Here is a 20,642-nt window from a genome sequence, read left to right as displayed (position 1 = left end):
AATGACCGCACTTCAGGAAAAACTTGTTTTTGACAAATCCGACTGCATTGCGGACCGAGTCACCCATTATTGCCCGGGATGTCAGCACGGAGTGGCCCACAGACTGGCAGGCGAACTGCTGGATGAGATGGGACTGAGCCAAAAGACTCTGCTGGTGACCAGCATCGGCTGCTCGGTATTTTTATACAACTATCTCAATCTGGACAGTGTGGAAGCCCCTCATGGAAGGGCTCCGGCGGTGGCCACAGGCGTTAAACGTTCCTGCCCGGACAAGTTTGTGCTTTCTTATCAGGGAGACGGCGACCTTGCCTCTATCGGAATGGCTGAAATCATGCATTGCGCCAACAGAGGAGAAAAGGTTTCTATAATTTTTGTAAACAACACTGTTTACGGAATGACCGGCGGACAGATGGCCCCGACAACCCTTGAAGGGCAGAAGACTACAACATCACCGGCCGGAAGAAATCCTTTGAAAGAAGGCATGCCTATCAAAATGTCCGAGATAATTGCCACTCTGGGTGGAACCGCCTATTGCGCCAGAGTAGCACTCAACAACATTAAAAATATCCGTCAGGCCAAAAAGGCTTTGAAAAAAGCTTTTGAAGTTCAGGTTAACGGGCTTGGATTCGGATTCGTCGAAATTCTTTCAACATGTCCAACCAACTGGAGGATGACTCCTGTTCAGGCCAATGAAAGAATTGAAAACGAGATGATACCTTATTTCCCGCTTGGAGTTTATAAGGATATTACAGCCGGAGAGGAGGTATAAGATGAGTAGATATCTTGATACCATCATCGCCGGATTCGGCGGACAGGGTGTAATGCTTATAGGAAACCTGCTTGCATACTCCGGTATGCATGCCGGACTTAACGTTACATATATTCCTGTTTACGGTCCGGAAATGCGCGGCGGAACCGCAAACTGCACGGTTGTAATTTCTGAAGAAGAAATAGGATCTCCAATCATCCGCAGACCACTCAGCCAGATTATCATGAACCGCCCTTCTCTGGACAAGTTCCAGCCTGAACTTGTGGATGGAGGAGTACAGGTAATCAACTCGTCTCTGGTAGAACCTGAGTTTGCAGACACCACCAGAGTGAAGTCTGTTTTTGTCAATGCAAATGAAATTGCCGATGAAATAGGCAGTACCCGCATGGCCAATATGGTTGCACTGGGGGCCTATATAAAATCAACAGGTATCATTGAACTGCAATCTGTACTGGACAGCCTTCCGAATGTGATATCTGCCCATTACAGCCACATGATACCAAAGAATGCGGAAGCACTTAAAGCAGGTTTTGACGCAGTTTAACAAAATCTAAACCAGACTTTGAATCAGCAGGCCGGCCGGAACCGTAATTAAACGGACAGGTCGGCCTTTTTGTAACAGTGGTACCTTAGAACACAATCATCAACAGTATATTTACAAGTGCAGACCAACGGTATGCATCCCGGCAGGGACACTCGACTTAGTCCAGAATTTAAAGAAGCATCAGCCAAGTTGAAAATTTGACGGTTTAAAATTATGATTTCTATGATGTGTTCTGGAGTAAGACCCGGCAAACATTTTGACCAAAGCAGACTGTTATAGACTCTTGTAGAATATTATAACTGCTGATTTCTCTTAAATTCACCCGGAAATAAATTTTTCAGCCATTTTAAATTTATTAGACCTATAACAGACAGTTAAAACATCTGTTTTAAGCGTTTTAAATTTAAAAAAAGACCCATGATCTGCGAAGATCATTAAAATACAGCAGGAGACTGATATGGGCTTTTTACTACCAAAGAAACTTTTTGGAATTATAGGCTACCCTCTAGGACATAGCCTCAGCCCTTTATTGCACAACTGGGGATTTTCCAGAACAGGAATTGAAGCGGTCTATATGTCATGGCCACTGCAACCGGAGAAAATTGAAGATTTCATGAACGGCCTTAGATGCCTCCCGATTTCCGGTGCAAGCGTAACCATCCCCCACAAACTCTCAGTGCGTAAATTTATAGATATGGAAACGGAAAGGGCCACAAGCGCAGGGGCTGTTAATACACTTTACTGGGATGGAGAAAAACTTGTTGGTGACAACACGGATGTTGCCGGTTGCTACACACCGCTTATGCCCTACCGTGATAAAATAGAAAATGCTCTGATTCTAGGTGCCGGAGGAGCGGCAAGAGCAGCTGTCAGCGGATTAAAGATACTCAAAATTAAAAACATAAGCATAACCAACCGCACGGCTGAAAAAGCTGAAAAGCTGGCTGAAGAATTTAATATCACCAAAGTTGAATGGGATGACCGTGGAAAAACTAAATATGATCTAATCATAAATTCCACTCCACTCGGTATGTCAGGCGAAAGAGTAACGCTATGTCCGATGTTGATGGAAAACATTGATGAGAACACGATTGTCTATGATCTGGTTTACAATCCCCTTAAGACAGTACTTTTGCACGAAGCTGAAAAAAGAGGGGCCACGACAATAAGCGGTCTGGAAATGTTTCTGCATCAGGGATTGGAACAATTCAGAATCTGGACCGGAAAAGAACTGGACCCGGCAGAAGCAAGAAAACTTCTTCTGGAACAGTTAAAATAAATCCGAACGGCAAATAATCCTGCAACAAACCCCAGACCAGATCACACAACAAAAATTGAGATTAAAAAAGCCGGTCCGTTATATAACGGACCGGCTTTTGAATTTATATCTTAAAAACTCTGCTAACGCACATAAACCTTGATCTTGTCACCGGGTCTCAAAATACTCTTTGAGCTGAGACTGTTCCACTTCATAAGTGCGCTCACCTTTACACCGAATCTTCTGGCGATTGCCCAGAGATTGTCACCGCGTCTTACACGGTAGTTTACAACCTGTGTTTTAGCCTCGGCGGCCTGACTTCTGGTCAGCTTGGTCTCACTTGCCGAGGAATCAGGTATATACAGTTTCTGACCAATTTTAAGGCTTGAGGAACGCAGTCCGTTAGCCCTCTTAAGGGTATTAACACTTACCTGATAGCCTCTTGAAATACTCCAGAGGGTATCACCGCGTCTTACTCTGTAATTAGCCCTTTTCTGAGCATAACGGCGAGTTGTTGTTCTGCTTGCAAAAGTTCTTTTAGAACCTCTGCCTGGTATCATCACATAATGTCCGGGTCTAAGCAGATTAGAACGGGTATTGTTGACACTTTTGAGAACTCTTACAGGAATACCGCTCCTGCGGGCAATTCTGTACCATGAATCACCACGACGGATTTTATAACGGCTGTATCCTGCAAAAGGACGTGATCCCGGACTAGAAATATATTCTGAGGCATCAGCCTGCAAAGCAACGGGAAGATGCACATTACTCTTTGAATCCGGCGGGCTGACCTGACGGCGGAAATGGGGGTTGTATTTCAAGAACTCTTTCCATTTCAAACCACAGGCATTTGCAAGAGCCAGTAAATCCGTTCCACCCGGAACCTTGAGATGCACCATTTTAGGAGCAGCGTCCCAGTCAATCTTCTGAAAATCAAGTTCGGTAAGGTTCTTAAATATCTTAGAAATAGCTATGAATTTAGGAACATAGTTTTTCGTTTCCTTACGCAGACGGTGGCGATAGCTCAGTTTGTGATTCATGCGGGTCAGTTCAAAGAAATTTTCACAACCTGTTTTTTTCAAGGCTCTGGAAATTTTACCCTCACCGGCATTATAAGCAGCAAAAGCCAGATACCAGTCTCCGAACATTTCATGAAGATCGGTAAGATATTTTATCGCAGCTTTAGTTGATTCATAAGGGTCACGACGCTCATCAACCCACCAGTCAACACGCAGACCGTACTTGCGCCCGGTATATGGCATGAACTGCCACATTCCAGCAGCGCCTACACGGGAATAGGCCCATGCATTGTATCCGCTTTCAGCAAAAGGAAGCATGGCAACATCCTGCGGCAGACCGTTTTCTGAAAGCTGCTCACGCACATAGGGCAGAAAGTTTTCAGCCCTGTCCAGCCAGCGGGCAAAAGTTTTGCGCGCTTTATGGGTGAAGAATGTAAAATACTGCTGAACCTCTTTGGTATCATGCTCATTGAGGTTGAATTCTATGCCCGAGTCTGAAAGAAGGACCTTGTGTTCCTGAGGAGTCAGATTTTCACTCTGCTCTTTTACGTCGGAAGGAGAAGGATCAACCTCCGGTTCAAGGACCTCGGCTCCGGAATCAGGAAGATCTGTTTCAGATACTTCTGTGGCATTTGTGCAGACATTAAGAGAGGGATCAACCGGAGCAGTTTTTTTAGGAGCACAACCTGAAAAAATAAGTAGAAAAATAAAAATAGGCAGCATGAACGCCGAAAAACGGTGTTTATAACTGGTGCCTGGCTCATGGCAGAATGTTTTGACTTTTTTCATAAATTATCTGGAAAATGTTTAGATTAAGGGCTGTTACAGGTTAAAAAGTGGACGCAACCCCTTTAAAAACAAGGTTATTAATATAAAAATCCATAGTCTGGATTTATGTAGAGCTACCTGAAAGAAGGACAGTTTGCAATAGAAAAACAAAAGGCTTAGGTTGCCGAAACTCTTGTGCAACAAGGGTTTTCGAGTATTATTTGCACAAACGATGTGAGTGGTGCATAAAATGCAAACGGCCGAAAGGCAAGAGTTGAAACATTAACTTCATACCCACACAAAAGAATGAAAAACAACCAGCACAAAGACGATGGTTCCATAATAGCAGGACGTAAACCGGTACAGGAGATGCTTTTGAATTCTCCCGAAAGGATAGATACGCTCTATCTCCAAAAAGGACGTCAGGATAAAAATTTTGAGCGTACAGTACAACGCTGTAAAAAAAATAAAATTCGCTACAAAATTTCAACAAGAGACGAAATGAACCGCCTTTTCGAAGGAAATCATCAGGGAGTGCTGGCAAGAATAGCAGCCCTGCCCTTTGCCGACCTTGATGACCTTCTGGACAATCTGGCAGATGCGCCCCTGCCGCTGCTGGTCTTTTTAGACAGAGTGCAGGACCCCGGTAACATAGGAGTCTTCTGCAGAACTCTGTATGCCCTTGGCGGCGCGGGAATAGTTGTCGGCAAACATGGTGGAGGCTTTCTCGGAGCTGCAGCCATGAAGGCCAGTTCCGGGGCTTTAAGCAGACTCCCGGTGGCCAGAGCTGTTAATCTGGCTCAGGCTCTGGATAAAGTTGAAGAACGCGGAATTGATATCTACGGAGCCGCGCTAACTGAAGGTTCGGAGTCTGTATATGAGACCGAGCTGCACGGACCGGCTGTACTGGTGCTTGGGAATGAGGAAAGCGGAATAAGACAGGGCATCATGAAAAGATGTCAGAAAAAAATTCATATTCCTTTCAGACGGGAATTCGACTCTTTGAATGTAGCTCAGGCTGGTGCAATCATCGTGAGCGAATTTGCCAGAAAAATTACCCCTGAATAAAAAATTTCAGCACACAGCAAAAAATAAAAAACGGATTGCTTAGAAAACAATCCGTTTTTTTATTTAATTTATGTCTGGATTCATAAAATATCAGCGAATGTAGTTAGGCAGATTTATAAAAACATCTCTCGTAAAAGAAATAAGTTTTTCCATTATCCAAGGAAAAGCAAACAGAAGAGCCAGAAACATGGATACAATTTTAGGAACAAAAGTAAGTGTTGTTTCCTGTATCTGGGTGGCTGCCTGAAGAATACTGACAAGAATACCCACAACCAGACCAACAAGCAGCATCGGAAGTGCCAGAGTCAAGGCAAGTTCTATGGATTGTTTTGCAAACCCTATGACAAATTCTGGGGACATAGCATAATCTCCGTTTTTTCCGAATGCTGAAGTAAAACACTCCGATCAGGCACTAATCCTAAAGATAAGGACCTTGCGGCCCGAAATTCATTGAAAAGTATTAACAAGAGAACCCGTTATCAGGTTCCAGCCGTCAACCATGACAAAAAGCAGAATTTTAAAGGGCAGTGAAACCATTGCCGGAGGCAGCATCATCATACCCATGGCCAACAGGATACTTGCAATAACCATATCAAGAATGAGGAACGGAATATAAATCAGAAAACCTATGGTAAAACCTGTTTTAAGCTCACTTATAGTGAAAGCGGCAACAAGCATAATTGTTGGAACATCTTCCTTGACCTTGGGACGGTTTTCTTTGGTTATGGAGTAAAAAATTGAAAGGTCTTTTTCTCTGGTATGTTTAAAAAGAAATTTTCGAATGGGAACCTGTGCTTTGGTTATGGCCTCGTTAAAACCTATCTCCTCATTAAGATATGGTTGTAATGCAGTGTCATTTATGGCCTTGCCCGTAGGCATCATAATTACAACGGTCATAAAAATAGCAATACTGGCCAGAATCTGGTTCGGCGGCATCTGCTGGGTTCCCATAGCCTGCCGTAAAAAATGAAAGACAATGATAATGCGGGTGAAGGAGGTCATTGTCAGCATGATTGAAGGAGCCATAGCCAGAACAGTCAGCAGGAAAAGAATTTCCAGAGCCTTGGAAACTTCCTCAGGTTCGGTCTGACCGGCAGAAAGCTGCAGAGTCAGATTAGGAATAGTCTGATCCTGCGCAAAAGCGGCTATGGGTATAAGAAGCAGAAGAACCAGTATGCTAAGAAATGGTCCTCTTGTCTTCAAGAACCCCGGCAAAGTCCTCAGTATCTTCATCATCAGCCTTGTCTTTATTTACATCAAGAAGATTAATCCTGTCCTGAGTCACTCCCAGAACAAGTTCACGATCCTTGTACCTGACAACAGCAATATGCTGGCGCGGCCCAAGTGGAAGCCGTTCAACAATTTCGAGATTTCCTTTACGCGATCCGGAAATCATGGAGGCCACATTAAACTTGCGCATGAGGTAATACAAAAGAAGCAGAAGAGCTAAAACCAGACAGAAAGCGGCAGCAACCTTTAAAGAAGCTCCAACCCCGGCATCCGGCAGCATCAATGGTTCTGTTGCGTTAGGCAAGATGTTTCACCCTTTCAATCGGGCTGATGATATCTGTCAGCCTGATACCGAATTTCTCGTTGATGACAACGGCCTCGCCTCTGGCGACAAGCTTACCGTTAACATAAATTTCAAGAGGTTCACCGGCAAGTTTGGTAAGTTCAACAACGGAGCCTGTTCCTATCTGCAAAAGCTCGTTGATGAGCATTTTGGTCCTGCCGAGTTCAGCCGAGACATCAAGCGGAATATCAAGAATAAAATCAAGATCGCGGCGCGATCCGTCATGACGGGGATTCTTGGCTTCGTTAGTGAAATCAGTGAAATCAGCTTCTCTGGTCTGAGTTCTGAGAAATTCCTGTTCTTTTTCTTTTTTTATGCTGTCGCCTTCTTCATTGGCTAAAGCGGCAGCCCACTCATCAGCAAGATTCTGATCTGATGAGCCCCCACCGGAATCTGCTTCAGGTTCATCCTGTTCATTGAGCGCGGCAGCCCATTCGTCAGCTAAATTCTGATCGCTGGAACCTTCATCGTCATCCTGTTCGGCGAGCGCAGCAGCCCATTCATCAGCAAGAGCTTCATCGTCACCACCTCCGGCCTCTCCACCGGTATCATCATCAGAGAGAGCATCCGCCCACTCCTGCGCCAGTTTATCCTGATCCAGATCATCGGCCGCCATTGCTGTTCACCTCTGGCTTTATAAACGGTTAATAAATGCATCAGCCAAGTGTTTTTCAAGAAAATGACACTTCAAGCTGCATGTATTTAAAAGCAAAAAAAAGGTTAACACCTTCAATTTACTAATCATTACCAACAATAACAATCCTTTTTAAAAATCAGAAAAAGGACCGCCCTAAAACAATGCATTAAGTTAAGCAATAATCGTGCTACTGAATAACCATATCAGTAAAATAGACCTGCAAAACTTTTGAACCACCCATGATCTGATTCAACCTGTCAACAATTTCCTTCTTTAGAAGAATCTTGTTCTCCATTGTGGAAAGGTCCTGATATGTCTTGCTTGAAAGCAGCAGAATGAGGGCATCCTTAACCATCGGCTGCTTTTTATTAAGCTCGGCTGTAGCTTCCTCGCTTACAACTTCAACATCAATTCCCAGCTTCAGATATCTGCGTCCGAGAGGATCGGCAAGATTGACTACAAATGTCGGAAGACTGACTGTGAATCCCGAGCCGGGTATTGCGGCCTGATTCTGAGCTCCTTCCTCAGCCTGTTCTTCCTGCTGCTGTTCTGCAGCGGGTTTATCTTCAGGAGTCCCAGCAAAAAACTTCAGGTAGGCAAAATATCCGCCACCACCAAGGGCTAGCAAAAGGATCAGAAGAATAATCCATTTCAAAAGTCCACTTTTCTTCTTAGGCTCCTGACCGTTTTCTTCAGCCATACCGACAGCTCCTCATTTTTTGGGAAATTATGAATATCCACCCATCATGGGTGTAGTTTTAATTAATATCTCAACGCGCCTGTTCTGCGCTCTTCCCTCAGGTGTCCTGTTACTTACCATAGGATAAGTCGGACCGTAAGCAGAAACACTGAACCTCTGATTCCGCAATCCTCTGCTCACAAAATATGTCAAAACCGAAATTGCACGCTTTCCTGACAATTCAAAGTTGTCAGGGCTCATTCCGCCGACATCATCAGTATATCCGGAAATATTAACATCGGCATTTCCAAGATACTCCAGAATGGGAACAATCTGCTCCAGAAGCATTTCCGCGCTTTTATCAAGTGTAAACGAACCAAGAGGATACAGCAGCTTATCGGTAAGCACCAGAGCCACACCCTCAGGCCGGGCAAGGACTTTAAGATTTTCATTTAGAGTCGATTTAGAAATATCAGGGGGTATCTTATCATCAGGAAACAGCAGATCTTTTATTCTCTGCTGCTTTTCCAGAACTTCCCACGGACGTTCAATCATCTCAGCAATTATCTTGGCCTTCACCGAAAGTCTTCCTGAACCTCGCTTTTCAAGAAACCCAAGTTCCGCCGGATTGATGGTTACACGGGTAATAAAGCTCTGATCCATTGAGGACATACTTAGCAACAGCACAAAAAAAGTCAAAAGCAGGGTCACAAGGTCCGAAAAGGTAACCAGCCAACCGCCCCCGGCTTCTTCTGCTTTTTTTTCTTTACGGGCCATGGTCAATTCCCCGGATTAGCTGGAGGCTGTTCAGATTCTTCTACAGGAAAAACAAAACCTTTATAGTCGAATTCATCAGACTTCTGTTTCCCCTTAACATCCGGGACGATCTTCTTGAGCTCCTTCTCCACTTTTACGCTGCGTTTATCCAGCACTATATCAACCCTGCGGTTGGACCTGCGCCCTTTCGGGGTTGAATTTGGATAATGGGGCCTGAATTTCCCAAAAGCCTCTATTTTGAGCATTTCAGGCTTTATACCACCTGCCACAAGAAACCTGTAAACGGATAAAACCCTGCCCAGAGAAATTCTCCATGAAACATCCGGATTGAGGTCCTTATCAGCCACGCGGTAATCTTCACCCAGTTCATCACGAAGAGTGGAAGTATGACCTGCCAGCAGCAGCGGAGAGGTGACATTTTTTAAAACAGGAATAACTGTCCGTAGAATATGTCTGCCATCAGCGGAAATGGTCAGACTGTCAGGCTCAAATAAAACATCAGCTCCGATAGAGAGAACCTGAACGAAACGGCTGGATTCAAATTTCAGATCTTCTTCGGCATATTCCCAGAGAAGTGGTTTTATAGGCTCCAGATTCTCTTCAAGTTCAAAAGCTCCAGAGGAGACGGTACGCCGTGTATCTTTTGTTGAAAGGACATCATATCCATGATGTCCGAAGCCGAAAGTACCGAAAATTGAGCCGAGGACAACAAGCTTGCGACGCTCATCGACCTTGGCCATACTCACAAGCAGAACGAAAAAGGTGAGCATAAGCGTCATAAGGTCTGTAAAAGTGATGAGCCACAAAGGGACTCCGCCACTCTCTTCCTTTTTCTTTTTTCTGCCCATGCTCCTCCTCGGGTGCCGTTAGCGTATCGGCAGCTAAGACCGATTGCGGCTCAATAGAATTATGAGACTTCTTTACGGCTTTTGGGAGGAAGAAAGCTGTTCAGCTTTTCCTCAATAATTTTAGGATTTTCACCTTTTGAAATTGAAATTATACCTTCCATGACCATTTCCCTTAGCAGAACTTCTTCCTTGCTCCTTGTTTTCAGCTTTCCAGACATTGGAGTAAAAACAAGGTTGGCAAGAATAGCACCATACAAAGTGGTGAGAAGGGCAACAGCCATAGCAGGACCGATGGTGCTTGGATCACTCATTGTCTGGAGCATCTGCACAAGTCCGATAACAGTACCGATCATGCCCATTGCAGGAGCGAACTCAGCAAAAATTTTAAGAATTTCGGCACCGGTTTCATGCCTGCTTTCAAGATACTGAATTTCTGTTTCCAGAATCTCCTGAATAACCTGCGGTTCTAGACCGTCAACTGTCAGTTGAAGCCCTTTACGCAGGAAATCGTCTTCAATGCTTTTTAAAAGAGGCTCAAGGGAAAGGATACCTTCACGGCGGGCTCTATTTGCAAAATCCATGAATTTAGCAATGATATCGGCCGGGGACTCAAGGCTTGAAAACAGAGTCTTTTTAATAACCCCGACAACACCAAGCACATGTCCAAGTGGATAGTTTACCAGAGAGGCACCGATAGTACCCCCGATAACAATCAATGCCGAAGGGACCGATATAAAAATACCGAGGGGGCTACCTACAAGAATAGCGGCAAGAACGAGTCCGAAAGAAAGTATAGTTCCTATTATGGTCGCAAGATCCATACCGCGGTCCTTCCATTGCTTTTATTCATTACACGGCTTGATTAAACCGGCCGCTTACCGAAAATCCTTGTTCCTATTCTGACCATTGTTGCGCCTTCTTCGATAGCCGACACATAATCATCAGTCATACCCATGGACAAATGGGGGAGCGAAATACCGAGATCTTTCTCAAGTTTTTCCTTAAGCTCCCTCAGCCTGCGGAAATACGGTCTGGACGACTCTGAATCTCCAAAAAAAGGTGGCAGACACATCAGCCCTTGGAGTTCCAGACCTTCAAATTCCATGACTTCTTCAGCCAAATTCTGAAGCATCTTTTCACTGACACCGCTTTTCTGTTCCTCTCCAGCAGAATTAACCTGTAAAAGAATATTCTGCTTTACTCCGAGTGCAACAGCTTTTTTATTTAACAGGCCTGCAAGTTTGGAAGAATCCACACTATGCACCAGAGAAAAATTACCTGCTACATATTTAGCCTTTTTACTTTGAAGGCCGCCGATAAAATGCCACTCGATATCAAGAGCCGAAAGTTCTTCACTTTTGGCAACTGCTTCCTGAACATAAGATTCTCCGAACACTCTATGCCCGGCTTTAAAAAGAATCTCCACATCACTTGCCGGGTGAAACTTTGATACAGCAACAAGCTGTATTTCATCAGGTTTCCGTCCGGCTTTTTCCGCAGCCCTGTCTATCTCACTCTTAACTTCACCATAATTGCGAAGCAGTTCCTTTTCTCTGTTCTCCATTGCAGTGCCATAAAACCTTATAAGGTCTGTTTATATAAATTCGGTAGATTATATTAAAATCTTTAATAAAAATAAAAAAAATAACTAAATATGTTTATTCCCCAAGACCGATGGTCCTCAAAAATCCGCTGTCTTCAGTCCAGCCCTCTCTGACTTTTACCCAGAGTTCGAGCATAACCTTCATATCAAGAAGCTCTTCAAGTTCCTTGCGGGCTGAAGTTCCGATTTTTTTCAGATTCTGTCCCTGACGGCCTATGATCATACCCTTATGGTTCTTTTTGGAAGTATAAATCACAGCCCCGATATGGACCAGATTACGTTCCGGCTCTTCCTGCCAGTTTTCAATTTCAACTGCGGTTGTATAAGGAAGTTCCTGCTGGAGACTTAAAAACAGTTTTTCACGGACTGTTTCCGAAGCCATGAAACGTAGCGGAACTGTTGAAACCTGATCATCAGGAAACATTGGAGCACCCTCAGGAAGAACCTCTTCGAGACGGTTCAGAAGGACATCAGTGCCATCACCCTTTAAAGCTGAAACAGGGAAAAATTCAGCCTCGGGAAACATCTCCTGAGCTTTTTGCATTACCGGCAGAAGATTGGCTTTATCCTTGACCTTATCAACCTTGTTCACTGCCACAAAAAGATTCCGTCCCGGACCTGAAACAGGTTTCACCAGCGGACTTAAATCCTTTTCCATGAGGTGTGGTTTCGAAGCATAGAGTGAAGCATCGAACAACACGACCACGGCATCGGAATTATTCAGAGCCTGCCATGCGGAATCAAGAAGGAAGCGGTTCATTCTTCCTCTGAGCCTGTGGATTCCCGGTGTATCAAGAAAGACTATCTGCGAATGATCAGTACTTAATATTCCGTTGATTCTATTACGGGTAGTCTGGGGTTTGGGTGATACAATGGCAATCTTCTGACCCATGTAATGATTCATAAGAGTGCTTTTACCGGCATTCGGCGGTCCAAGCAGGGCCACCCATCCAAATTTAAATTCTGACATTATTATTCCCTGAGCAGTTTAATTCCGCTCTATTTATTAATTTATAATGAAAAACCAGCCGGCTATACAAACTGCCACCTGCTGCCAGTTCAAAATAAACCGCTGCAGGCATGAAAGCAATTGTTACTATTGATAACGGCCGACCGTTGTTATTGTCTGAAATCAGAACAGCAAAAACTATTCTTCGCCCTCATCGGTGTAGCCGCAGCCTTTTTCCGGACAGGCTATGTGCTCACCCTTGGCGCGGGTAACTTTTTTAACCAGCACGGGATGTCCGCATTTTGGACAGGGACCGTCAATAGGTTCATACCATACTGCGTAATCACAGTCTGGATATTTGCTGCATGAATAAAAAATCTTACCGCGCCTTGAACTCTTTTCCACCAGCTCGCCTTCGCATCCTTCCCTCGGGCATTTAACTCCCGTGGAATATGGCTCTGCATGCTTGCAGTCCGGATAATTGGAGCAGGCTATAAAGCGGCTTCCGGTTCTGGCTCGCTTGATTATCAGATCACCACCACAGTCAGGGCACTTGCCTACGACTTCCGGTTCATCTGTTTTAACGAGTTCGATTTTACCGTCATCATCACGTTTGAAATTCTTAATATTTCTGCACTCAGGATAACCTGAACAACCCAGAAATTCACCGCGGCTTGAGCGTTTGACGACCATAGGCTTGCCGCATTTATCACAGGTAATTCCGGTTTCTTCAGGGGCCTGATCTTCCAGAACAACTATTTTACCCTTTTCATCACGGGTGAAATTAGTGATGTTTTTACAATCAGGATATGCTGAACAACCGAGGAACTCACCGGTACGGCCAAATTTAATGACCATGGGTTCTCCGCATTTATCGCAGGTTATCCCGGTATCCTCTCCGCCGCGTTTCATTTCTTTTTTGGCAGTCTCGAGAGTGGGATAAAAACCTTCGGCAAAGTGCTTCATGAGTTCAGTCCACTGAACTTTACCCTCAGCCACATCATCAAGCTGCCCTTCCATGGAGGCGGTAAAACCTACATCCATAAGTTCCTTGAAATGATTACTGAGCTGATCACTTACAACTGATCCGAGTTCTGTCGGAACAAATTTCTTTTCTTCAAGATTAACGTATCCACGGTCCTGAATAGTGGAAATAATCGCAGCATAAGTTGAAGGACGGCCTATGCCTTTTTCCTCCAGCTCTCTGACCAGGGAAGCTTCGGAATATCTTGCGGGCGGCTGCGTGAATTTCTGTTCCTTGTTGATGCTTTCAACTTTCAGCTCTTCACCTTTTTCCAGCTTAGGAAGCTCTACCAGCTTATCATCAGCTGTTTTGCCCATAACTCTCATAAAACCCGGAAAAAGGAGACGCTCGCCTTTAGCACGCCAGAGAGTATTTTCAGCTTCAACTTTAACAAGTGTATCCCAGAAACGGGCAGATTCCATCTGTGAAGCAGTAAATCTTTTCCAGATCAATTCATAAAGTCTGAACTGGTCTGCAGGGAGAAACGGTTTCACCTGTTCCGGCTGTATGGTTACATCAACCGGTCTGATGGCTTCATGAGCGTCCTGAGCACTGCCCTTGGTTTTATATACTCTGGCCTTGGAAGGATAAAATTCTTTGCCGTATTTTTCGAGAATAAGCTTTTTGGCGGCATCACGGGCTTCATCCGCAATACGCACAGAGTCGGTACGCATGTAGGTGATAAGCGCAGTAGTACCTTTTTCGCCAAGCTCGACACCTTCATAAAGACGCTGAGCAATCGTCATAGTCCTTTTGGCGGAATATCCCAGTCTGCGGTTTGCTTCCTGCTGTAGGGTAGAAGTAATATAGGGAGGCTGTGGACTGCGTTTACGCTCTTTTTCCGTCAGGCTTTCAATTTTAAAGGTAGCTTTGGAAAGGACTTTTTCAAGGGCTTCTGCTTCCTCGCCGGAACCTATGGAAACCGGTTTTCCGTCAACTTTCCAGAGATCTATTCCGAAAGGAGGAGGATTTACACCTGCAACAGTAGCCTTGAAGAGCCAGTATTCCTCAGGCACGAATGCACGTCTTTCCTTCTCACGCTCGACAACAAGCTTCAAAGCTACAGACTGTACACGCCCTGCGGAAATGCCACGCTTGACCTTCTTCCAGAGAATAGGAGAAATTTTATATCCGACAAGCCTGTCGAGAATACGGCGCGCCTGCTGGGAATCAAAGAGCTTCTCATTCAGAGGACGGGGATGTTCCAGAGCTTCCCTTACAGCTTTGGCTGTAATTTCGTTAAACTGAATTCGACTGATATTATCGTTAACATCCTTCAATATGTTTGCAACGTGCCAGCCTATGGCCTCCCCCTCGCGGTCGGGGTCAGGCGCCAGAAAAACATGGTCGGCTTTGGCGGCGGCCTTCTTCAGTTTATTAACAACATCTTCCTTTCCGGGAATGATCTGGTACTCGGGGGTAAAATCGCCTCCTTCATCAACTCCCAGTGAACTTTTAGGCAAATCACGCACATGGCCGACTGATGCGGCTACCTGGTAATTCTTACCCAGAAATTTGCTGATAGTTTTTACCTTTGCCGGGGACTCAACAATAATCAGGTCTTTGCTCATAAGTTGGAGCCTATAACCATCCAAAGCCCACTATGCAACCTCTAATCTTGCAGAGAAGGCATCTTAAACCATGTAAAAAAAGACCTAACGGTCCGTTTTACATTGATTAATAATCAGGATGGTATGAGTTTTTTCAATTCATCCATCAGAGGCAAAAGCTTTTCCACCCCATGTGCATTTTCCACAGTTCTAGCCTCAAGCTCAAGCTTTTTGGCCGTAACACTCATTTCCGGAAGCCCGAATGTCTTTGCAGTCCCGGCAAGGGCATGAGCCTTGCGATACAGTGCTTCAAGATCTGTATCAGAAGAGCCTGCAATGTATGCTTCAAGACACGCTTCAATCTCAGCCACCCGACTTCCGGCGTTGGCTGCATATTTCTTATTCAGCGCATCAAGTTTATCTTTAAGACTAGGCATAAAAGCCTTCCACTACAATTTAATGTAATTTAAATAACACTTTCAAATAAAGGGACGATAATCCTTTCCGCAACACTGTGCAAACCAATACAACAGCACGCAATCAGACCATATAAAATATGTTGATGAATTAATTCACTATAACATCACCATAAACCTGAAACCTTAAGTAACATATAACCCCCTGCTGGAAAACCTTTCCACAGGGGGTTATTATATCGTAACTTATTTTTAGGAAATTATTCTATTTCGAAGATTTTTCCTCATCACGCGATCTTATTTCAGCTCTTTTAATCTTGCCGCTTATTGTTTTCGGAAGTTCAGCCACATATTCTATAACACGAGGATATTTATATGGAGCTGTTTCCTTTTTCACATGATTCTGAAGTTCTTTTGTCAGTGCTTCAGTTCCTTCGAATCCGTCAGCAAGGACAATTGTCGCTTTGACAGCCTGCCCCCTTACGGGATCAGGAACACCTGTGATAGCTGCTTCAACAACCGCTTCATGGGTAATCAAAGCACTCTCGACCTCAAAGGGTCCGATTCTGTAGCCGGAACTTTTGATAAGGTCATCGGTACGTCCGAGAAACCACAGATACCCGTTTTCATCCTTCCAGGCTTTGTCTCCAGTATGATACCAGCCATCAACAATGGCTCTGGCGGTTTTATGGGGTTCATCAAGATACCCGGTAAAAAGGCCTACAGGACGCTCGGGGTCAACTCTGATGCAGATCTCGCCTTCTTCACCGTCAGGGCAGGGTTTTCCTTCGGAATCACGAAGCACAATATCCCATCCGGGAACAGGCTTTCCTATGGAACCGGGTTTAGGCTCCATAAACGGAAATGTTGCTATCTGGAGAGTGGTTTCAGTCTGGCCGTAGCCTTCGTAAATACTCAGCCCGGTAGCTTCCTTCCACTGTTCAAAAACAGAATAGTTAAGAAGTTCACCGGCTGTGGTGCAGTGACGCAAGGAGGAAAGATCATACTGTGAAAGGTCTTCCCTGACCATAAATCTGAAAACTGTAGGCGGAGCGCAGAAAGTTGTGATCTTGTGCTCGGACATAATGCTCAGCAGCTTGGCAGGATCGAATTTTCCACGAAAATCCCAGACAAATGCAGTTGCACCGGCCATCCACTGACCGTAAAATTTACCCCAGACGGCTTTTCCCCATCCGGTGTCAGCAACAGTCAGATGCAGGTCTCCGGGTTCAAGGTCATGCCAGTAAACACCGGTAAGGTAATGGCCCATTGCATATTTATGGGTATGCTCAACCATTTTCGGATGCCCTGTTGTTCCGGAAGAGAAAAATATCAATAGCGGATCGTCATCACAGGCAGCATCTTCCGGGCGCGGAAAGCTGTCATCTACTCCTTTGCAGATTTCAGTTAATGACAGCCATCCGTTTTCAGCCGTATCACTTCCGGCCTCTATCAGAACATCAAGACTGGGGCAATTTTTACGGGCTTCCTCAATACGGTCTGAAACAGAATTCTCAACAATAACTGCTTTAATTTTTGCAAAATTAACTCTGAATTCAATATCATGCGGGGTCAGCAGATTAGGAGATGGTACAGGCACAGCTCCAAGCTTATGGCAGGCCAGCATTGAAACCCACCAGTCTATGCGGCGGTAAAGGATAATCATAACCCGGTCGCCTTTACGCAGCCCTGTTGCAGCCAGAGCATTGGCCAGCCGTGAAGATTCCCTGCTGAAATATTCAAAATCAAGATCGGTACGCTTACCGTTGTCATCAACATGTACCATTGCCAGCCGGTCAGGCTCATTTGCGGCAACGTCATCTACAAAATCAAATGCAAAGTTGTATTTTTCCGGAATCTCAACTTTGTATTCCTTACAAAACTCCTCGTAGGAGCTGTATTTCTTTTTCTGCATCTTTATTACATTCTCCTCGAACGAAAAACATCCGAAACTAATCAGTTAAACAGCAACTAATAAATGAAACCGGTTGGTACCGCTGCCATTTTTAAACCAAAACAAAATCTTGTTAAAATGATTATGCTAAAGGATAACATCCAGCATACGCGCAGTTACGCCATTCAAACCGCGCAGCGCATGAGGTGTTTTCGAATCAAAATAGAGGGAATCACCTTCATTCAGAATAATAATATTTTCATCAAGCCTTAGCTCAAGAGAACCATCAAGAACGTAAATAAATTCCTGACCCTGATGTGAAGTAAAATTCAAAGCTGAAGAGTCCTTAGGCGGCACATCAATTAAAAACGGTTCCATTCTGCGCCCGACAAACGCAGGTGCAAGATTTTTGTAATCGTAGTCTTTACGGCGGTCAACACTAAGACCTTCGCCATTTCTGACAACAGTATAATTGGTCAGGTGGGCCTCCATGCCTGAAATGAGAACTGTAAGTCCAACTCCGCACACTCTGGCAACGTTCATTAAATAACTGACCGGAATTTCTTCCTTACCTGATTCATAGAGACTCACTTCATCAGGAGTGACCCCTGTTTTTACAGCAAGCTCATCAACACTCATTTCAACAGCATTTCGAAGCTCCCTTAATCTTGGGGCTATTTCTTCATAAGCATGATTTTCCGCAGTCATCTAAAAACTCCGAGTAAGCTAGAATTACAAAACGATAATCCGGTATTCTTAACCGAAAATCCTCACTTCACGCATCGGAAACATCGTCCAAAACACAGCGGTGTCTACCTGAAAAGTAAAATCAGCCCGGCTTGGAACAACTTATAAAAAGCATCTACCTGAAATAATGCACCCTTGAAAATACCCTGCACAGCAATAAAACAATAAATTTACATAAGTATGACCGTTTATGCCGGTAGGACTGAATCAGTAATAATTTATAATATATATTTTATAAATTAGAGAGAGTACTTACATTAGATAAATTGGAAAGTCATCACCATAAAAATAAGTGACTAGACCTTAAAAATGGCTCTAAAAAGAGTACTCCCAGTGAATGAGCCCATCAAGGCTAGCCTAATCTTAATACTTTATGTTAATTAAAGTTTCCGAATGTGGGTACATTCGCATCATGTAAGTTGATTTTAAGAGGTATAAAAAGTGTCCACTCCTTCTACAAACATTGAACGAGAAAAAATCAAAGGTATTTTTTCAAGTCAGACTGTACAGAAAATAGGTACAGGTACCACGGTCCGTAGAACGATCAGTAAAATGTACTGGCAGGCAGAAGAGCTGGACTCCGGTGCAATCGAAATACAGGCCTTGAACACCAGCTACATACCTGCCGGACCGAAGAAGGAAATAAGCAAAGAAGAATTTCTGTCTAAATATTCACCTGAACCGGAATTCTATGTCTCAACAGTCTACCCCAAAATGCAGGAGCTGAATTCGACCATCCAGCGTGGTGAAAAAGCACGTCAGGCCGGGGCGACATATTCAGCTGAATTTGAATTTCAAAAGGCTATCGGAGTTGATGCGGACAATGTAAAAGCAAACTTCGGGCTTGGTCTTACATACATGGAGCGTGGAGAAACCCACAAAGCAAATGATATTTTTGAAAGACTGGTGAAACTTGATGCAGCTTTCAAACAGGAACACAAACACCTGTTTAATGAATTTGGAATTAACTTAAGAAAGACAGGTATGCAGGATCAGGCTATAGATTATTATAACCGAGCCCTTGAAATGTCCTCAAGGGATGAAAACCTGCATTATAATATGGCCAGAGCTTACTATGAAAAAGGCGAATTAAAATCATGCATAGAACATCTGGAAAAAGCTCTGGAAATCAATCCTGAACATGAAGAAGCCCAGAAATTTCTGGACTACGCTAAAAAAATGCAGAGCCAGAACGCTCAGAGATAATTATTTTTTTTCAAGAAGGGCAGAATACAGAAACTCGTTTAATCCTGAATCTTCCGGTGTCGACCACTCATTTACAACTTCGGCATCAGGTGTACGCGCAATAAATTTGCTGATCTGACTTTCATTCTCGTCCGGGTTCAGCGTGCAGGTGATATAAGCCAGCTTACCGCCCTTTCTTACGGCCTTCCAGCAATTGTCGAGAATTTTAGACTGTAGAACAACCAGAGAATCGGTATCCTCAAGGCTGCGCTTAAATTTTGTATCCGGTCTACGGCTTAAGCCCCCCAGTCCTGAACAGGGAACATCAAGCAAAACAGTACCGAGGCTTTCATCAGCAAGAGGTGGTGCAATTGCCGAAGCCCTGAACTTGGCAAGATCAGGAAGCTCGCTATCAAGCATTGCCAGCCTTCCCTGATGGGGATCACTTGCCAGAACATTCTTAATTCCGGAACGAACAAGATATCTGGACTTTCCGCCACGTCCAGCGCAGGCATCCCAGACCGGAGTATCCCAGGTTAAAGGATCAAGACTTGCCAGAGCCTGTCTTGCTGCATAGCTCTGCCTCACGCACAAATGTCCGGGAAGATCACTGAAACTTTCAGGACGATATCCTGAAGGAAAGGCAAAACCAGCTCCGTCACCTTCGATAAGTTCGGAATCATTAGTGACTGCGTCAGCAACAGAAGCGGCATTTTTGTCACGAACATCCAGCACAAAGCCTGCTGCCGGAGCCTTTATCTGTGCTTTAAGATAATTGTGCGCGGTATCCCGGCCATAGCTTTTAAGCCAGAGATCAACAATCCATTCAGGACAGGAATAGCATGCGGACAACTCTTCCAGCTCGGAATGACTGTTCCTTTTGAAAAAATCTTCATCCAGCCCATCTTCTGAAACTCTGGCCACTTTACGCAGAACAGCATTGGCCAGACCGCCGAGCTTTCCTTTGGAAAAGGCTTTGGCCGCATCAACACCCCAGTCAACCGAGGCATAAGCAGGAACACGGTCCATATGCAGTATTTCATGGGAAGCAAGGCCCAGTATCTGCATAATTTTTACAGGAAGACCCTCAGGGCGCGAAAGAAAACAACCCAGAACTCTGTTGATACGAATCCTCATCCGAAGATAACCGTAAAAAAGTTCCGTAACAAAGCCCCGGTCACGGGAGTCAATATCAGCCGAGCTGAGCACGACATCAAGAGCCGCCTGGGCATCCAGACCGCCGTCAACGGTTTTGGACACACATTCTAATGCCAGCCCACGGGGGCCGGCTATGGAAAATTTTTTACCCATGGCTGCAAGCTCTTTTTGATCTG

The 20,642-nt window shown here is 44.5% G+C and carries 21 protein-coding genes; 5 read left to right on the top strand and 16 right to left on the bottom strand.

The features are described from left to right. The first annotated feature begins 1 nt into the window (after position 1). The 3 genes from G496_RS0105045 (at position 2) to aroE (ending at position 2,592) form a co-directional block, all read left to right on the top strand. Entirely contained in the window at positions 2-769 is a 768-nt protein-coding gene (locus G496_RS0105045; RefSeq protein ID WP_027178325.1) for a thiamine pyrophosphate-dependent enzyme, read from the top strand. Position 770: 1 nt separating this feature from the next. Continuing rightward, on the top strand, positions 771-1,313 hold the full coding sequence (locus tag G496_RS0105040) for a 2-oxoacid:ferredoxin oxidoreductase subunit gamma family protein (RefSeq protein WP_027178324.1): 543 nt from the start codon (positions 771-773) through the stop codon (positions 1,311-1,313). A gap of 457 nt (positions 1,314-1,770) precedes the next feature. Then, positions 1,771-2,592, top strand: a complete 822-nt coding sequence (gene aroE / locus G496_RS0105035) for a shikimate dehydrogenase (protein WP_027178323.1) — start codon at positions 1,771-1,773, stop codon at positions 2,590-2,592. 122 nt (positions 2,593-2,714) lie between these two features. Here the strand turns inward: aroE and G496_RS18875 are convergent, their stop codons facing one another. Next, entirely contained in the window at positions 2,715-4,379 is a 1,665-nt protein-coding gene (locus G496_RS18875; RefSeq protein WP_084407492.1) for a LysM peptidoglycan-binding domain-containing protein, read from the bottom strand. Positions 4,380-4,664: 285 nt separating this feature from the next. Between G496_RS18875 and rlmB the strand changes: the two genes are divergently transcribed. Then, positions 4,665-5,426, top strand: a complete 762-nt coding sequence (rlmB, locus tag G496_RS0105020; RefSeq protein WP_027178322.1) for a 23S rRNA (guanosine(2251)-2'-O)-methyltransferase RlmB — start codon at positions 4,665-4,667, stop codon at positions 5,424-5,426. Positions 5,427-5,516: 90 nt separating this feature from the next. Here rlmB and fliQ read toward each other — a convergent pair whose 3' ends face one another. From fliQ to G496_RS0104950, 14 genes are all read right to left on the bottom strand, one after another. Beyond that, on the bottom strand, positions 5,517-5,786 hold the full coding sequence (fliQ, locus tag G496_RS0105015; RefSeq protein WP_027178321.1) for a flagellar biosynthesis protein FliQ: 270 nt from the start codon (positions 5,784-5,786) through the stop codon (positions 5,517-5,519). 87 nt (positions 5,787-5,873) lie between these two features. Beyond that, positions 5,874-6,659 (bottom strand): flagellar type III secretion system pore protein FliP, encoded by a 786-nt coding sequence (gene fliP / locus G496_RS0105010; RefSeq protein WP_211233828.1) that lies wholly within the window; start codon positions 6,657-6,659, stop codon positions 5,874-5,876. Continuing rightward, the gene (gene fliO / locus G496_RS0105005; protein ID WP_027178319.1) at positions 6,604-6,960 is read right to left on the bottom strand and encodes a flagellar biosynthetic protein FliO; all 357 of its coding nucleotides are present in this window, start codon (positions 6,958-6,960) and stop codon (positions 6,604-6,606) included. The genes fliP and fliO overlap by 56 nt, the downstream gene beginning before the upstream one ends. Further along, the gene (gene fliN, locus G496_RS0105000; RefSeq protein ID WP_027178318.1) at positions 6,953-7,615 is read right to left on the bottom strand and encodes a flagellar motor switch protein FliN; all 663 of its coding nucleotides are present in this window, start codon (positions 7,613-7,615) and stop codon (positions 6,953-6,955) included. Before fliN ends, fliO begins: the two co-directional genes overlap by 8 nt. 208 nt (positions 7,616-7,823) lie before the next feature. Further along, on the bottom strand, positions 7,824-8,336 hold the full coding sequence (locus G496_RS0104995) for a flagellar basal body-associated FliL family protein (RefSeq protein WP_027178317.1): 513 nt from the start codon (positions 8,334-8,336) through the stop codon (positions 7,824-7,826). 27 nt (positions 8,337-8,363) lie between these two features. Next, positions 8,364-9,092 (bottom strand): OmpA/MotB family protein, encoded by a 729-nt coding sequence (locus G496_RS0104990; RefSeq protein WP_027178316.1) that lies wholly within the window; start codon positions 9,090-9,092, stop codon positions 8,364-8,366. A 2-nt stretch (positions 9,093-9,094) separates the two neighbouring features. Beyond that, positions 9,095-9,940, bottom strand: coding sequence for an OmpA/MotB family protein (locus tag G496_RS0104985; protein WP_027178315.1), 846 nt, complete (start codon positions 9,938-9,940; stop codon positions 9,095-9,097). Between the two features lie 59 nt (positions 9,941-9,999). Beyond that, entirely contained in the window at positions 10,000-10,761 is a 762-nt protein-coding gene (locus tag G496_RS0104980) for a motility protein A (protein ID WP_027178314.1), read from the bottom strand. Positions 10,762-10,802: 41 nt separating this feature from the next. Next, positions 10,803-11,504, bottom strand: coding sequence for a YggS family pyridoxal phosphate-dependent enzyme (locus tag G496_RS0104975; RefSeq protein ID WP_027178313.1), 702 nt, complete (start codon positions 11,502-11,504; stop codon positions 10,803-10,805). A 94-nt stretch (positions 11,505-11,598) separates the two neighbouring features. Further along, positions 11,599-12,519: a GTPase Era gene (gene era / locus G496_RS0104970; protein WP_425411664.1), complete on the bottom strand. Its 921-nt coding sequence runs from the start codon at positions 12,517-12,519 to the stop codon at positions 11,599-11,601. Between the two features lie 171 nt (positions 12,520-12,690). Next, positions 12,691-15,087 carry a type I DNA topoisomerase gene (gene topA / locus G496_RS0104965; RefSeq protein WP_027178311.1) on the bottom strand — a complete coding sequence of 799 codons (2,397 nt, stop codon included), beginning with the start codon at positions 15,085-15,087 and terminating at the stop codon, positions 12,691-12,693. A gap of 113 nt (positions 15,088-15,200) precedes the next feature. Next, on the bottom strand, positions 15,201-15,503 hold the full coding sequence (locus tag G496_RS0104960; RefSeq protein ID WP_027178310.1) for an Hpt domain-containing protein: 303 nt from the start codon (positions 15,501-15,503) through the stop codon (positions 15,201-15,203). Positions 15,504-15,747: 244 nt separating this feature from the next. Next, entirely contained in the window at positions 15,748-17,397 is a 1,650-nt protein-coding gene (locus tag G496_RS0104955) for an AMP-binding protein (RefSeq protein WP_027178309.1), read from the bottom strand. 126 nt (positions 17,398-17,523) lie between these two features. After that, positions 17,524-18,084, bottom strand: coding sequence for a helix-turn-helix domain-containing protein (locus G496_RS0104950; protein WP_027178308.1), 561 nt, complete (start codon positions 18,082-18,084; stop codon positions 17,524-17,526). A gap of 480 nt (positions 18,085-18,564) precedes the next feature. Between G496_RS0104950 and G496_RS18870 the strand changes: the two genes are divergently transcribed. After that, complete coding sequence (locus G496_RS18870; protein ID WP_034632423.1) at positions 18,565-19,329, top strand: tetratricopeptide repeat protein; 765 nt, start codon at positions 18,565-18,567, stop codon at positions 19,327-19,329. On the opposite strand, the gene G496_RS0104940 is transcribed toward G496_RS18870, so the two are convergent. Further along, the gene (locus tag G496_RS0104940; RefSeq protein ID WP_027178307.1) at positions 19,330-20,619 is read right to left on the bottom strand and encodes a transcription antitermination factor NusB; all 1,290 of its coding nucleotides are present in this window, start codon (positions 20,617-20,619) and stop codon (positions 19,330-19,332) included. Positions 20,620-20,642: the final 23 nt, after the last annotated feature.

Origin of the sequence: Maridesulfovibrio bastinii DSM 16055 (genome assembly GCF_000429985.1) — a bacterium.
In the GTDB taxonomy this organism is placed as follows: Bacteria; Desulfobacterota; Desulfovibrionia; order Desulfovibrionales; family Desulfovibrionaceae; genus Maridesulfovibrio; species Maridesulfovibrio bastinii.
Note: the sequence above shows the minus strand (reverse complement) of the source record. Positions and strands in the feature narration are given on the sequence as shown.